Source organism: Cellulophaga omnivescoria, assembly GCF_027915275.1.
GTDB classification, from domain to species: Bacteria; Bacteroidota; Bacteroidia; order Flavobacteriales; family Flavobacteriaceae; genus Cellulophaga; species Cellulophaga omnivescoria.
Genome location: NZ_CP115819.1, coordinates 1,266,938 through 1,282,189 on the forward strand (window position 1 = coordinate 1,266,938; position 15,252 = coordinate 1,282,189).

Consider the following 15,252-nt stretch of genomic DNA (forward strand, 5'->3'; position numbering starts at 1 on the left):
AAATTAAGATTTTACCTATGAGCAACACTACTAAATTTGAAGGATTACAAGTTATTGGCGGAGAAGAATGGTGCGTTTTTGAAGAACTAGGAATACCTGCTATAAAAGCACGTGTAGATTCTGGCGCAAAAACATCATCTATACAAGCCAATAATGTAAAAGTATACAACAAAGGTTTAGAAGAATGGGTAAAATTTGAGGTAAACCCAATACAAGAAAACAGAAGTGTAACAATTACTTGTGAGGCTCCTTTGGTAGACCGCAGAACTGTAAAAAGCTCTGTTGGTATTTCTGAAGAGCGTTTAGTGGTAAAAACTACCATTAAGTTAGGTAATAATATACATAGTGTAGAGCTTACGCTGGCCAACAGAGACACTATGGAATACCGCATGTTATTAGGGCGCGAAGCTATAAACCAGCGTTATATTGTAAATCCTGCAGAAAGCTATTGTATGCAAAATTTTTCTGAAGAAGAAGTTCAAGAAAAGTACGCATCTCATATGGCCGAAAAATCTGGTTTAACAATTGCTTTATTAGCTAGTAACCCTAATTTATATAGCAACAAAAGAATAATAGAGGCTGGTGAAGCTAGAGGTCATGAAGTAGTTTTTTTAAATGTAGAAAACGCTTACATGAAACTAGATACAAAATCGCCGCAAATACGTTACAGAGGTGGTAATGTTTTAAATAAGTTTGATGCGGTAATCCCTAGAATTAAGCCATCAGTTACGTTTTATGGTTGTGCTTTAATTAGGCAGTTTGATAATCTTGGTGTGTATTGTTTAAACACCGCAGAAGCAATTACACAGTCTAGAGATAAGTTGTTTGCTTCTCAGTTATTTTCTAAAAACGATATTGACATACCTATTACTGGTTTTGCAAAATCTCCTATGGATACCAAAGACCTTATACGTATGGTAAACGGTGCTCCATTAATAATAAAACTATTAGAAAGCACACAAGGTAAAGGTGTTGTTTTAGCAGAAACCAATAAAGCTGCAGAAAGTGTTATTAACGCTTTTAAAAGTGTACAAACAAACATATTGGTACAAGAGTTTATTAAAGAAGCTAACGGGCAAGATATACGTTGCTTTGTAGTAAACGGAAAAGTTGTAGCATCTATGCAGCGCCAAGCTCAAAAAGGAGAATTTAGAGCTAATATTCATCAAGGTGGTGTAGCTTCATTAATTAAAATAACGTCTGAAGAACGTAAACTTGCTGTAAAAGCAGCTAAAATATTAAACCTGGCTGTTGCTGGCGTAGACATAATACGTTCTAACAAAGGACCATTATTGTTAGAGGTAAACTCTTCTCCTGGTTTAGAAGGTATAGAGTATGCAACCGGTTTAGATATTGCTAATGTTATGATTAGAGCTATTGAGAAAAAACTAAACTACACATCTAACTAAATAGCAGAAGAAAAAATAAAAAAAGTCTAGTAAAATTTACTAGACTTTTTTTATAAACTCCAATTTTTAAATGGGTTTTTACTCAGTTGTGAGTTATAGTACTTAGTATCACCCGTAACCTCATCTGCTAACCAAATTGGTTTTTCAAATTCATCAGTTTCAGACTGCAATTCTACTTCCGCCAGTAGTAATCCTTGGTTATCTCCATCAAATTCATCAACTTCAAATATATAATTGCCTACATTAACATTATATCGTGTTTTACTTATTACACCTGCTTCACAAATGCTTAGCAATTGCTCTGCTTCTGTAACAGGTATTTCCTTTTCCCACTCAAACCTAGACATACCAGATGCGTTAGAAATACCCTTTACAGTAATAAAACCTGTGTCTCCTTTAATTCTAACTCGTACAGCACGTTCTGGGTTAGTATTTAAATAACCCTGCACTATTCTTTTTTTAGAAATTGCTTCAGCTTTAAAAGCATCACTATTTACTAAAAATTTACGTTCTATTTCAATCATCATTCTCCTCCTAATTCCTTAATTTTATCAGACTGTATTTTTATAGTGTTTTCTTCATTATTTCCTAACCAAACCATAGCTTTTGCAATGGTTTCTGGGTGTATAGGTCTGTATTTTTTTAAAGAACCAATTAGTAAAAACTGAAACACCTTAAAAAACTGTTTTGCCAACCACTCGCCCATTCTTTTCTCTTCTCTTTTACCCGCAATTAATGATGGTTGCAATATATGTGTTTTTGGTAGTTGCAATGCAATTACAGCATCTTCCATTTGACCTTTACTTTATTATAAAAAACAGAACTACTTGCGTTTGCTCCTAAGGCAGATATTACCATAAATGTTCCTATACCATTTTCTTTACATAACTTTGCTGCTTGCAATGGTATGCCGTAATCTATTTTTTTATAAGTTTCTTTATCTGGTGTTTTTGCCTTTGTAGTTCCAATACAACAATACACCTCATCTGCAGTAAAGCTAGTTTTGTGTTTTTCTAAATCTTGTAAATCTACCAAATATTCATCAATTTTAGAATGCGTAAATCCACTTAAAGATCTAGAAAATAGCTTTATTTTTGCATAAGACTTATGGTTGGTTAATAAAGATACTAAGGCACTACCCGTTACACCGGTTGCGCCTAATACAATAGCCGTTTTTTCTTTTGTTTTCATCAACCTAAATATACCGTAAATTTGTGTATGACCAAGGATTTACCTTTACGAAAAATTATTCATGTAGATATGGATGCCTTTTACGCATCTGTAGAGCAGTTAGATAATCCTGAGCTTATTGGTAAGCCATTGGCAGTTGGTGGTGGTGAAAAAAGAGGTGTAGTTTCTGCCGCTAGTTATGAGGCTCGTAAATTTGGTGTACGCTCTGCTATGAGTGGTTATATGGCAAAACGTAATTGTCCAGATTTAATTTTTGTGCCACCAAGGTTTGACAGGTATAAAGAAATATCGCAAAAAATTAGAGCCATTTTTTTTGATTATACAGACCTAGTAGAACCACTTTCTTTAGACGAAGCTTATTTAGATGTTACGGTAAACAAAAAGGGAAACCCATCTGCATCTTTAATTGCCAAAGAAATTAGAGATCGTATTTTTAATGAGTTAGGGTTAAGGGCTTCTGCAGGCATATCTATAAATAAATTTATTGCAAAAGTTGCAAGTGATTACAACAAGCCAAACGGACAAAAAACGGTTAATCCAGAAGAAGTTTTAGCCTTTTTAGAAGCCTTAGAAATTCGTAAATTTTATGGCGTAGGTAAGGTTACAGCAGAAAAAATGTACAAAGTGGGTATTTTTACTGGCTTAGATCTTAAAAACAAATCACTAGAGTTTTTAGAAAATAATTTTGGTAAAAGTGGAACATATTACTACCACGTTGTTAGAGGCATACACAATAGTCCTGTAAAACCCAACCGAATACCAAAATCGGTTGGTGCAGAGCGTACCTTTAATGAAAACTTAAGTAGTGAAATTTTTATGCTAGAACGATTGGAAAATATTGCTAGCGAATTAGAACGCCGACTTAAAAAAAGTAAAATTGCAGGCAAAACAATTACTTTAAAAATTAAGTATAGCGATTTTACTTTGCAGACCAGAAGCAAAACCATAGCCTATTTTATAGCAGATAAAGACCTAATACTAGAAATAGCAAAAGAATTATTGTACCAAGAAAAGCTTGAAAACTCTGTGCGTTTATTGGGCATTTCTTTAGCAAATTTAAATACTCCAGATAAAAAAAAGCCAGAACAAGAAAGTATTAGTGTTCAGCTAAGGTTTCAGTTTTAACTACTTAATTTACACAAAGTTTAACCTATTTTAACGCTTTAAAAGTAAATAATCTACTAATTTTGTAGGGTAAACAGATTTTTAATTTTAAAACACTATAATATGGCAAGTTTAAGATTGGGTGATGAAGCACCAGATTTTACTGCAGACAGTTCTGTAGGAACAATAAATTTTTACGATTATTTAGGAGATAGTTGGGGAATTCTTTTCTCTCACCCTGCAGACTTTACTCCTGTTTGCACAACAGAGTTAGGTACTGCCGCACAATTTAAAGATGAGTTTGACAAACGTAACGTAAAAATGATTGCATTAAGTGTAGATGGTGCAGCTTCTCATAACGAGTGGATTAAAGACATTAATGAGGTGCAAAACACTACAGTAACTTTTCCTATAATTGCAGACGAAGACAAAAAAGTGTCTACCTTATATGACATGATACACCCTAACGCAGACAACCACTTAACAGTACGTTCTGTATTTATTGTTGGACCAGATAAAAGAGTAAAATTAACTCTTACCTACCCAGCATCTACAGGCCGTAATTTTTATGAGTTGTTACGCGTAATAGACTCTTTACAACTTACAGCTAACCACAAAGTAGCTACACCAGCCAACTGGAAAAATGGCGAAAAAGTAGTTGTTAGTCCGGCTATTGCTACTAGCGATGCAGAAAAAATATTCTCTAAAGGAGTAGAAGAAATTAAACCTTACTTAAGGATGACACCAGACCCTACTGCCTAACAAAGTTGTTTGTATAAAACCTGGCTCTAGTAGACGTTTTGTTTACTAGAGCTATTTTTTTATAGTACATTTATCTTCCCTTAATTTTATAACTATGGTAACAGCAGAAGAAAAACTTAGAGAGCGTATTAAAGAACTCACTTGTTTGTATGACGTTACTTCTATAATTGTTAATTGCGATTATAATGAAATTGAAGTTGGTTTACAAGCTATTGTAGCTTGCTTAAAAAATGCTTGGCAATACATAAATGATACGTATGTTGTACTTAAAACCGATGAGTACCATATTGAAACTAAAAAAGAGCATAAAGACTATGTTTTTTTAACCTCTGCTATTACGTTATTTAATAAAGAAATTGGGACTATAAAAGTTGGTTACCCATCTAAAAAATACAGTATTTTAGATTTTCTTGAAGAAGAACAACAACTGCTAAATAATGTGTGTTTGGAGGTTGGCAACTTACTGGAGCGTAAAGAAATTAAGGAGAACGAAATTTTAATTAAAAGGCAAGTAGAACAATCAGACAGGTTACGTATACTTGGAGAAATTACTGCAGGCATAGCCCATGAACTAAATACACCCCTGGCTAATATTTTAGGGTTTGCAGAGCTTTTAAAAGACCGTACAAAAGAAGATGCACAAGCAACAAAAGATGTAGATAAAATTATAAATAGTGCCATTTACTCTAGAGAAGTGGTAAAAAAACTAATGTTTTTTGCTTGTGAAATGCCACAACAAAAAAGCTTGGTTAATATTATTCCTATTTGTAAAGAAGCTATTGAACTTTTAAAACCAATACTAAAAACAAAAAGTATTACTCTAAATATTACCTCTAGCAATCCTGAAATTGCTTTAAAAATAGACCGCATACAACTTACCCAAGTGCTATTTAACTTGGTTATAAATGCTATTTATTTTTCAGAAGAAAATGGTTTTATTGTATTAGATATAAAAGATAAATCTGCCGCAGTAGAAATGCATATAAAAGACCAAGGTACTGGTATAGATACTAATTTAGGTGATAAAATTTTTGAACCATTTTTTACCACCAAACCAGTAGGCGAAGGCTCTGGATTAGGACTAAGCGTAGTACACGGTATTGTTAAAAGTCATAAAGGAAACATAAGTTTTAGTGCCAATACACCAAAGGGTACTATATTTACTGTAACAATTCCTAAATTGTAAAAAATGGGATTAGAAAAAGAGAACATACTTATTGTAGATGATGACATTCATATACTAGAACTTTTACAACGTCATTTACAAGCTTTAAACTACCACGTTTACAAAGCAGTGTCTGTAAAACAGGCATTGTATGTTTTGCATGACTCTGCTATAGATTTGTTAATAACAGATATACAAATGCCAGAGATTGATGGCCTGCAACTATTAAAATATACCGCAGAACATTATCCAGAAATTCCTAAACTAGTAATTACAGGTTACCCGTCTGTAGATGATGCAATGAGCGTAATAAAAACTGGCGCTACAGATTACCTTACCAAACCATTTACAAAAGAAGAATTAAAACAGGCCGTAAATAGGTCTTTAGAAGCAGCCAAAAAAACAAAACAAACACAACAAAAAAAACCACTAATAACAACAGGTTACGGACAAATGATTGGGCAATCTGTTGCCTTTAAAAAAGTAACTCAAATTATAGAACGTGTAAAAGACAACAAGGCTACTGTTTTAATAGAAGGAGAAAGCGGAACTGGTAAAGAGCTTGTGGCTAGGGCTATTCATTTTTCGGGTAAGTTTGCCAAGCAACCTTTTATTGCTGTTAATTGTGGTGCCATACCCGAGAACTTATTAGAATCTGAGCTCTTTGGCTATACAAAAGGAGCTTTTACAGGTGCTAACGAAAATAAAAATGGTTTTTTTCAGGCTGCAAATAACGGCACATTATTTTTAGATGAAATTGGCAATGCTTCTACTGCGGTACAGGCCAAATTACTACGTGCTTTACAAGAAAAAGAAATTACAAAAGTAGGCTCACAAAAAGCAGAAAAAGTAGACTTGCGCATCATTGCTGCAACAAATAATAACTTACAAGAAGATATTGCCAACAAAACCTTTAGAGAAGATCTTTATTACAGGCTAACTGTAGTGCAAATAAACGTGCCACCATTACGAGAAAGAAAATCTGATATTCCGTTACTGGTAGAGCAGTTTTTAAAGAAATACGGTGTAGAATACAAAGACCGTTTATTACAAATTACAGATAATGCTTTAAAAATGCTACAAAGATACCATTGGCAAGGCAACATTAGAGAGCTAGAAAATGTAATACAACGCGCTGTTATTATGAGCGATGGTATAATTGACACAAAAGATTTCCCTGATTATTTAAAGTATAAAATAGAGTTTCCAGACGCTTCTTTTACAAGCCTACAGCAAATGGAAAAAGAATACATTTTAAAAGTATTAGCAGCTACAAATAACAATAAGACAAAGGCTGCAGAAATTCTTCAAATAGACCGTAAAACTTTACGTCAAAAATTAAAGTAACGCTGGGGTATTTTTCCCCGGCTGGGGCATTTCTCCCCACCTCATCTTTTCTTTAAAATTAATTCACCTCTTTTATTTAACTAGTAATCAACTACTTAAAATAAATCTGCGTTTTTAAATCTTTTTAGGCACACAGCTTGCCAATACATACACAAGTAAGTTATTATAAAAATGATATTAGATTTTTATAGTTGATTGATTGATTTGTCTACTTGGCTTTCTAAATGTTTAACTCAAGTGGTGTGGTTTTTTTGTGAAAGTCAAGTAGCATTTTAATAGTCTAAATACAAGGTAATGATAAAAATAATTGAAAAGAGCCTTTGCAATACTTGTGAGCACGAGCGACTTTGTGTACTAACAAAAAATAAAAATTCTATATACAACTGTAGCGACTATCAACAAGGGACAAATGAAGACTTTGATCTAAAAAAAGAAGATAAAACAGAATTAGTTTTAAATTAAATATAATGATAACAAAACAGCAGAAAAAGTTGAAGCAAGGGATGCTAGATAATGTTATGCGACAATTTAATTATAGCGCAGACAACATAAACTTAAATCCTAATATTAGAAAAATATTAAGCATCACTAACAACGAGCTTGTTGTACATTTTCCTGTAAAGATGGATAATGGAGATGTAGAAGTATTTACAGGCTATAGAGTACAACATAACAATGCACTTGGCCCGTATAAAGGTGGTTTGCGTTATCACCCAACTGTAGATATAGATGCCGCAAGAGCTTTGGCTATGTGGATGACCTGGAAAACCTCTTTAGCTGGCTTACCATATGGTGGTGCAAAAGGTGGTATACAGTTAGACCCTAGCAAGTACTCCCAAGCAGAGTTAGAGCGTATTACTAGGAGATTTACCTTTGCTTTAGGAGATAATATTGGTCCGGAATTAGATATTCCTGCACCAGATGTTAATACAAATCCGCAAACAATGGCGTGGATTTTAGACACTTATATGTCTACAAAAGCACCATCAGAACGTTCTAAAAATATGCACGTGGTTACAGGTAAGCCTGTTGGCGCTGGCGGTTCTGAAGGTAGAGACAGAGCTACGGGTTATGGTGTGTTTTTAAGTATAAAATTTTGGGCAGAAAGTAAAAAAGTAAGTCTAAAAGATAAAAAATACATTGTACAAGGTTTTGGTAATGTTGGTTACTGGACTTCTCATTTTTTAGAAAATGAAGGTGCAATTTTAGTTGGTGTACAAGATGCATCTGGTACTATTATGAATGAAAACGGAATTTCTGTTGAAGATTTATTTAAACACACAATAGAACACAAAGGTGCCATAGCTGGGTTTGAGGATGCCACGCCAATATTAAACGAAAACTTTTTTGGTATTAATTGCGATATCTGTGTACCAGCTGCTTTGGGTAACCAAATAACAGCTAACAATGCAGACAGTATTAAAGCCTTTTTAATTGCTGAAGGTGCAAACGGACCAACAGATGTTGAAGCTGAAAAAATATTACTAGAAAAAGGTGTAGCTATTATACCAGATATTTTATGTAATTCTGGTGGTGTAATTGGTAGTTATTATGAGTGGTTACAAAATAGAAACGGAGAAATTTGGCAGCTTGATGAAGTACTAGAAAAAATGCATAAAAAACTAAAAGAATCTTTTAATAAGGTAATGAAAACTGCTTTAGAAAAAGATATAGACATGCGTACTGCCGCCTTTAACATTGCCATAGAACGTTTAGAACAAGCTTATGTACAAAGAGGAATTTTTCCATAAATAACAGAAAAGAGATGATGAAATACGGAGGCTTAATTATTGAAAAAAAAGAATATGTGTTGCTTAAAAAATTGATGACCCTGTCTGGTTATCATAAAGATGCAACATACAAAAAATCTATTGCTAAGCTTAATACGGAGCTAAAGACTGCTATTGTAAAAGACGAAAAAGATATGCCTATAGATGTAATCAGGTTTAACTCTATTGTTACAGTTACAGCTGAAGAAGGATGGCAAAAGAGTTTTCAGTTAGTTAAGCCTTCAGATAGTGATTTAAAAAACCAAAAGTTATCAATTTTAACTCCTATGGGCACTGCTGTAATTGGCTATGCAAAAGGTGATACTCTTTTATGGGAGTTCCCATCAGGAGAAAAAACCCTTACGGTAACCAATGTAAAACAAAAAAATAATTACATAGATATAAATACATTGGTATGAGTGCAAAATTGTTTTACAACTACGAGGAAGACCGCAGTATAATGATGAAAAAAGACAAAGAAGAACTGCGTAATTGGATAAATAATTTAGAGTTTATTGCTAAAGAATTAAGGTATTTAATGGAGATAGAAAGCCGTATTGCCAATCAAAAAACCATAAAACAAGAGCTGTATAACTTACAAAAAGAAAATACAGAAATGGTAGTAGAAATGCGCAGATATAACAATACTACACTTGGTAAGTTAGAATGTGACACTGTAGAGTGTGATGCCTTTTATCTTGAAAATCACGAAAAAAAAAGAACCGAATACTTAGCTTTTATACAAAAATATAGGCTAACTAAAACCAAGACTTTTTCTTTGATTTTACTTAAAACCGCATAAATTATATAAGAAGGTTTTTATAAGTTAACCCTTCTTACTATAACTAGGTTTTTGCATTTAGGCCTAGATAGAACACAACGGTGGGGGCTGTTGTGTTCTTTTTTTTAAACTTTTTTACACTTGCCTACCATCTAATAAGTTTATTGTTCTGGAGGCGTATGCTGCATTTTTTTCTGAGTGCGTAACCTGTATTATTGTTACGCCTTCTTTATTTAACTCTTTAAAAATCTCCATAATTTCTTCGCCTTGCTTAGAGTTTAGGTTGCCTGTTGGCTCATCTGCTAAAATAAGTTTTGGATTAGATATTAATGCCCTAGCAATACCTACCAACTGCTGTTGACCACCACTAAGCTGACTTGGAAATAGGTTTTGCTTGCCTACAATATTAAATTTATCTAGCATATCTGCTACCAATGCTTTACGCTCAGACGAGCTATACTTTTTATATAATAAAGGCATTTCTAAGTTTTCATACACCGTAAGTTCATCTAATAAATGATAGGCCTGAAAAACAAAACCAATGTATTGCTTATACAAATTAGATCGGTGTTTTTCTTTTAAATTATGAACGGAGTCTTCTAAAAAATTATATTCACCTTCATTAAATACATCTAACATACCAATAATATTTAACAAGGTTGATTTTCCAGAACCAGACGGCCCCATTATGGAAATAAACTCGCCTTCTTCTACTTTTAAATTGATGTCTTTCAACAAAAATATTTTTTGCCCGCCAGACTGTACCCATTTGTATATATGGTTTAATTCTAATAACATATTATATTTTTTTATTCTGTTCGTAAACTGTTTACAGGATTTTGTGTTGATGATATGTAGGTGCGCACGCCCATAATTAACATTGCAACTATTAGCATAATAACACCACTAATTGCAAAAACCCACCAACTTAATTTTGTTTTATTAGCAAAGTCTTGCAACCAATAATCTATACCAAAATAGGCTATTGGCGCAGCAATTATAAATGCAATTAATACCAAGCCTAAAAACTCTTTACTTAGCAATACATTTAGCTCTAATAAAGATGCCCCCAACACTTTACGTATACCTATTTCTTTGGTTCTGCGTTCTGTAGTGTAAACTACAAGACCTAATAACCCCAAACAACTAATTACAATTGCTAAACCAGTAGCCCAATTAAGTAACACTGCTGTTTTACGTTCCTGACTATAAAAACGTTTTATAGTATCATCCATAAAAATAAGTTCAAAAGGCTCATTGGTATAAACTGTATTCCAAGCATTTTTTAATTTATCTGTAGCGTGTTTTAGGTTTTCTCCGTTAACATTGGCAAAAGATATATGAAACGTTTTAAATTTTCTGTTTGCACCGCCTGTACCTACAAAAGCCAATGGCTTGATTGCTGTTTTTAAAGAACGCTGATTAAAATCTTTCATAACACCAACAATTGGATTTTGCTCACCATCAGCTTTTATTATTTTACCCAAAGCATCTTCTGGTTTTTTAAAGCCCAGCATACGCATATAGGTTTGGTTTATTACGTATTCTGTAATACTATCATTATTTTGTTTTCTACCAGCTAATAATTCTATTCCGTAAATGTCTAAATAGTTTTTATCGCCATACAGCAATTGCAATTCTGTATGCACAGGTGCATTGTTTTCATCAAAATAACTAGTATTTGTTGCATTAGTACTAAAGGATGCTGGCGGGTATTCTGCCAAACTAACTTTGTTTACTTCTGGTATTGCCTCTATTTTTGTTAACAAGCGTTGTTGTTTTTCTGGTGTCATAGTATACCAAGGAGCTCTAACAGATGCTATGGCTTTGGTTTTAAAACCCATATCTTTTTGTAATAAAAAGGATATTTGTTTGCCCACCAAAAGGGTAGCTATTATAAAAATCTGTGCTATTATAAACTGAAAAACAGTTAGGTATTTACGTAATGATGTTTTATCATTAGTTGCAATAATTTGATTTTTTAATACTGCTATTGGTTTAAAATGTGAGAGTACTAGTGCTGGATAAAACCCAGATAATACTGTAACAACTAAAAGCAATAAAATAATGAATACAATAACTGTTGGCTCTGCAAATAACTCTGAACTTAAACCTGTTGGTATATAGTTTGCAAATATATTTAGCAGCCAAAAAGAAAGTGCTATAGACACAATTGCAGCACAAATGGTTAGTAAAAAAGTTTCTCCTAAAAACTGATAAATTAACTGTTTTTTAGAGCCTCCTAGTGTTTTTCTAACACCAATTTCTTTTGCTCTTTGCGTTGCCTGTGCTGTATTTAAATTTATAAAATTAATACTACCTAACAGCAGTAAAAAAAGAGCAATACAACCTAAGCTTACTAATACAGACTTACTTGCTGGCTCCGAGTCAAAATCAAAAGTGTAATAGTTGGTATCAAAATGCATTTCTTGTAATGGCTGCATATAAAACTTGCGCTCATTACCAAACTCTTCTTCATTAGGGTCTTTATGTTCTTTTGCTAGCTTATTTAGTGTGAGCTGTACATTTTTAGCACTAGAATTTTTAGCTATTTTTATAAACAATTGTGAAGCCGAGTTTGTACCGTTCCAATTACTGCTCAATACAGCACTTGTCATATCTGACTGGTGCGCTGTTTTTAACGATATAAACTCTTCAAAAACAATATCTGTACGCTCTGTAAAATTAGCCACCACGCCAGTTACTTGCATATTTATGGTATCATTATATACCATATGAGCACCAATTATATCTGTAAAAGCAGTATTTGGGAAATATTTTTTAGCTCTTTTTTCTGATAACACCAACTGATTTGGACTTTCTAAAGCATTTTCTTTAGAGCCCGCCAACCATTTATATTTAAACACATTAAAAAAACCTTTATCTGCATAAATTACATAATCTGGTCTTTTAAATGTTTTATTTGTAGCTGTGTTTTTTATGTGTAACGGATACGTAGTTAAAAAAGGAGCAACAGCAGCCAAACTAGCCGAGTTTTGTTTTAGTGCGTCAGCCAAAGGAACTGAAACTCCCGGATTATAAAAGCTACCTTCTGGTGTTACAAACTCTGTTGTAACCCTATAAATATGTTCTTTATCTGGATGAAATTTATCAAAAGTAAAATCGTAATACACCATTAACCCAATAACAAAAGACACACTTAAACCAATGGCTAAACTGCTAATTTTAATTAAAGAAAAGAGCTTGTTATTCCATAGGTTTCTAAACGCTATTTTAAAATAATTCTTAATCATAATTATTATTTATAGGTTACAATTTACTCTGTTCGTAAACTTTTTATTGGATTTGCTGTTGCTGCTTTAATAGCTTGGAAACTTACTGTTATTAGCGCAATAATAACAGCACACATACCTGCAACAAAAAAGACTAGCCAGCCAATACTTATTCTAAAAGCAAAGGTCTCTAACCATTTTTGCATTATAATGTAGGCAACAGGAAAAGCAATTATAATAGATACTGCTATTAGCTTTAAAAAATCTGCCGATAACATTTGTGTAATTCCCAGTACGCTTGCACCTAAAACTTTACGTACACCTATTTCTTTTTTGCGTTGTTCTGCTGTAAAGGCAGCCAAACCAAATAAACCCAAACAAGCAACAAAAATGGCAAGCAAGCAAAATAAGAGTCCAACTTTTGCTGTTTTTCGATCTTGCTCATACAATTGCTCCATATTTTTATCTAAAAAAGTATAATCAAAACTAGAGTCTGTAGCAACTTTGTTGTAAGCGCTCTCTAATTGTCTCATAGTATTTGCTACCGAAGCACTATTAAAACGTACCAATAAATATGGTTTGCCCTCAAACCTACTATTATGAAAAGCATATGCACCAATTGGCTTGTGTAAAGACTCAAAATTAAAATCGTCTACAACACCAATTATTGTAGCATTGTCTCCCAATTGCATATCTACTTTTTTACCAATTGCTTCTTCTGGTGTTAATCCTAAATAGGTAATAGCTTTTTTATTTAAAACCACATCTACAAGCGTATCTCCTTCTTGTTTTACACTTGGTAATGTTTTACCTGCCAAAAGTTTTAGTTGTAGTACCTCTAGCACACTAGCGTCTGCTACGTTGGTCTGTATATTTTTACCGTTTTCATCTTGGTCGTTTTTATGCAAAGATCTTCCGCTAACATCCATACCAGGAAAACCTTGAGCAGAACCAACTTCTATAACCGAGCTTAATTTTTTAACCTCGTTTGCTAAAGCTTGTTTTTTATTGTAAGTTTTAATTGCAGCCGTAGAAACAGCTATAACGTTTTGTGGCTTATACCCTAAGTCTTTATTTTTCATAAACTCTAACTGTTGGTATACAACTAATACACCTACAATTAAAACCACAGAAGCTGTAAACTGAAATACAACCAATGCTTTTCTAATAACTGCGTTACTTACGGTTCTGTTTGCTGATTTTAATATAGCGCTAGGTGAAAAACCAGACAAATAAAAAGCAGGATAAGAACCCGCAACCAAGGTAGTAACCAACCAAACAATACATACACCAATTATAAAGCTTGGAGCCATAAGAAATTTATAATCTATACTAGCACCTGTTATAGTATTAAAAATAGGAATAATTGCAATAGATAATACTACACCAATGCACAATGCAATTAAAGTTAGTAAACCTGTTTCTGCATAAAACCTGCCAACTAAGCTTTTAGATGATGCACCAAGTGTTTTATTTATACCTACATCTTTTGCTCTTTTTTGAGAACGTGCTGTCATTAAATTCATATAATTAACGCAGGCAATAAGTAAAATAAGTAATGCTAAAAACGATAAGTTTTTAATTTCAGAAATACTACCAATTCTAGATGTGTATGTACTTGTGTAATCTTTAGAATATAAATGTACTTCTGATAATGGTTGTAATGAAAGTGTATACCATTGTCCTTGCTTATCTACATTTTTATCTAAAATTTGCTGCATTTGATTTTCAGAAGCCACTTTAGATGCATTGTCTTTTAACTGAACATACGTTTCAAAACTAGAGTTGCTCCAACTTGGTTCTTTAGAAAAATATGTAGAGCTAAATGATGCTATTAAATTACAATCTATAGTACTGTTTTTAGCAAAATCTTCAAAAACACCCGTTACTTCTAATTCTGTTTTATCATCAACTTTTATGGTTTTCCCCATAGGGTCTATAGTTCCAAAGTATTTTTCTGCTGCACTTTTAGATAAAACCACAGTATTTGGTCTTGTAATTGCAGAAGCAGGATCTCCTTTTATAAATTTAGTATCAAAAATTGAAAACAATTCTTGATCACACCAAAACAATCTTTTTTCTATAAAATTATTATTGTTTGCTTTTATAAAGGCTGTTTCGCCAAAGCTGTGTTGCAACATTCTGGCAGCATATTTTACAGCAGACAGTTCTTCTTTTAAAGCTGGTGCAACTGCCGCTGGCGCTGTTGCCATAATTTCTTTATCAAAAGCATCTCCTGTTGTATTAACCAACACTCTGTATATATCCGAGTAGCTTTTATATTGTTTATCAAAGCTTTTTTCAAAAGAAATAAAAGAAAAAAGTAGTATTGCTATTGTTAAGCCTATAGATAGCCCCAAAATATTTAATGCAGAAAACATTTTATCCATTTTAAGACCTCTCCACGCTATTTTAATATGGTTTTTAAACATAATTTTAAATTGTTAACTGTTGTTTTTTGATTGATACAATATGGTTTTCTAATTCTGTG

The 15,252-nt window shown here is 32.9% G+C and carries 14 protein-coding genes; 8 read left to right on the plus strand and 6 right to left on the minus strand.

Going from position 1 to position 15,252, the window contains the following annotated elements; genetic code table 11:
• Nucleotides 1–17: 17 nt before the first annotated feature.
• Complete coding sequence (gene rimK, locus PBN93_RS05665; RefSeq protein ID WP_271081642.1) at nucleotides 18–1,409, plus strand: 30S ribosomal protein S6--L-glutamate ligase; 1,392 nt, start codon at nucleotides 18–20, stop codon at nucleotides 1,407–1,409.
• A gap of 50 nt (nucleotides 1,410–1,459) precedes the next feature.
• Here the strand turns inward: rimK and PBN93_RS05670 are convergent, their stop codons facing one another.
• Genes PBN93_RS05670 through PBN93_RS16300 form a run of 3 tightly spaced genes read right to left on the minus strand, consistent with a single transcriptional unit; the run spans nucleotide 1,460 to nucleotide 2,600 of the window.
• Nucleotides 1,460–1,933, minus strand: a complete 474-nt coding sequence (locus tag PBN93_RS05670) for a CYTH domain-containing protein (RefSeq protein WP_271081895.1) — start codon at nucleotides 1,931–1,933, stop codon at nucleotides 1,460–1,462.
• Nucleotides 1,933–2,202: a Rossmann-fold NAD(P)-binding domain-containing protein gene (locus PBN93_RS16295; protein WP_333780840.1), complete on the minus strand. Its 270-nt coding sequence runs from the start codon at nucleotides 2,200–2,202 to the stop codon at nucleotides 1,933–1,935. Before PBN93_RS16295 ends, PBN93_RS05670 begins: the two co-directional genes overlap by 1 nt.
• Nucleotides 2,187–2,600, minus strand: coding sequence for an NAD-dependent epimerase/dehydratase family protein (locus tag PBN93_RS16300; RefSeq protein WP_333780841.1), 414 nt, complete (start codon nucleotides 2,598–2,600; stop codon nucleotides 2,187–2,189). The genes PBN93_RS16295 and PBN93_RS16300 overlap by 16 nt, the downstream gene beginning before the upstream one ends.
• A 27-nt stretch (nucleotides 2,601–2,627) precedes the next feature.
• On the opposite strand from PBN93_RS16300, the gene dinB reads away from it, so the two are divergent.
• The 7 genes from dinB (at nucleotide 2,628) to PBN93_RS05710 (ending at nucleotide 9,549) form a co-directional block, all read left to right on the plus strand.
• Nucleotides 2,628–3,725, plus strand: coding sequence for a DNA polymerase IV (dinB, locus tag PBN93_RS05680; protein ID WP_271081643.1), 1,098 nt, complete (start codon nucleotides 2,628–2,630; stop codon nucleotides 3,723–3,725).
• A 102-nt stretch (nucleotides 3,726–3,827) separates the two neighbouring features.
• Entirely contained in the window at nucleotides 3,828–4,466 is a 639-nt protein-coding gene (locus tag PBN93_RS05685) for a peroxiredoxin (RefSeq protein WP_077405167.1), read from the plus strand.
• A 94-nt stretch (nucleotides 4,467–4,560) separates the two neighbouring features.
• On the plus strand, nucleotides 4,561–5,652 hold the full coding sequence (locus PBN93_RS05690; RefSeq protein ID WP_077405170.1) for a sensor histidine kinase: 1,092 nt from the start codon (nucleotides 4,561–4,563) through the stop codon (nucleotides 5,650–5,652).
• 3 nt (nucleotides 5,653–5,655) lie between these two features.
• The gene (locus PBN93_RS05695; protein WP_077405173.1) at nucleotides 5,656–6,978 is read left to right on the plus strand and encodes a sigma-54-dependent transcriptional regulator; all 1,323 of its coding nucleotides are present in this window, start codon (nucleotides 5,656–5,658) and stop codon (nucleotides 6,976–6,978) included.
• Nucleotides 6,979–7,445: 467 nt separating this feature from the next.
• The gene (locus tag PBN93_RS05700) at nucleotides 7,446–8,729 is read left to right on the plus strand and encodes a Glu/Leu/Phe/Val family dehydrogenase (protein WP_077405176.1); all 1,284 of its coding nucleotides are present in this window, start codon (nucleotides 7,446–7,448) and stop codon (nucleotides 8,727–8,729) included.
• A 17-nt stretch (nucleotides 8,730–8,746) separates the two neighbouring features.
• Entirely contained in the window at nucleotides 8,747–9,166 is a 420-nt protein-coding gene (locus PBN93_RS05705; protein ID WP_271081896.1) for a GreA/GreB family elongation factor, read from the plus strand.
• Entirely contained in the window at nucleotides 9,163–9,549 is a 387-nt protein-coding gene (locus tag PBN93_RS05710; protein WP_271081644.1) for a hypothetical protein, read from the plus strand. Before PBN93_RS05705 ends, PBN93_RS05710 begins: the two co-directional genes overlap by 4 nt.
• Nucleotides 9,550–9,663: 114 nt before the next feature.
• Here PBN93_RS05710 and PBN93_RS05715 read toward each other — a convergent pair whose 3' ends face one another.
• The 3 genes from PBN93_RS05715 to PBN93_RS05725 are packed head-to-tail and all read right to left on the minus strand — an operon-like array spanning nucleotide 9,664 to nucleotide 15,193.
• On the minus strand, nucleotides 9,664–10,326 hold the full coding sequence (locus PBN93_RS05715; RefSeq protein WP_077405185.1) for an ABC transporter ATP-binding protein: 663 nt from the start codon (nucleotides 10,324–10,326) through the stop codon (nucleotides 9,664–9,666).
• Between the two features lie 11 nt (nucleotides 10,327–10,337).
• Nucleotides 10,338–12,782 carry an FtsX-like permease family protein gene (locus PBN93_RS05720; RefSeq protein WP_271081645.1) on the minus strand — a complete coding sequence of 815 codons (2,445 nt, stop codon included), beginning with the start codon at nucleotides 12,780–12,782 and terminating at the stop codon, nucleotides 10,338–10,340.
• A 23-nt stretch (nucleotides 12,783–12,805) separates the two neighbouring features.
• Nucleotides 12,806–15,193, minus strand: a complete 2,388-nt coding sequence (locus tag PBN93_RS05725; RefSeq protein WP_077405191.1) for an ABC transporter permease — start codon at nucleotides 15,191–15,193, stop codon at nucleotides 12,806–12,808.
• Nucleotides 15,194–15,252: the final 59 nt, after the last annotated feature.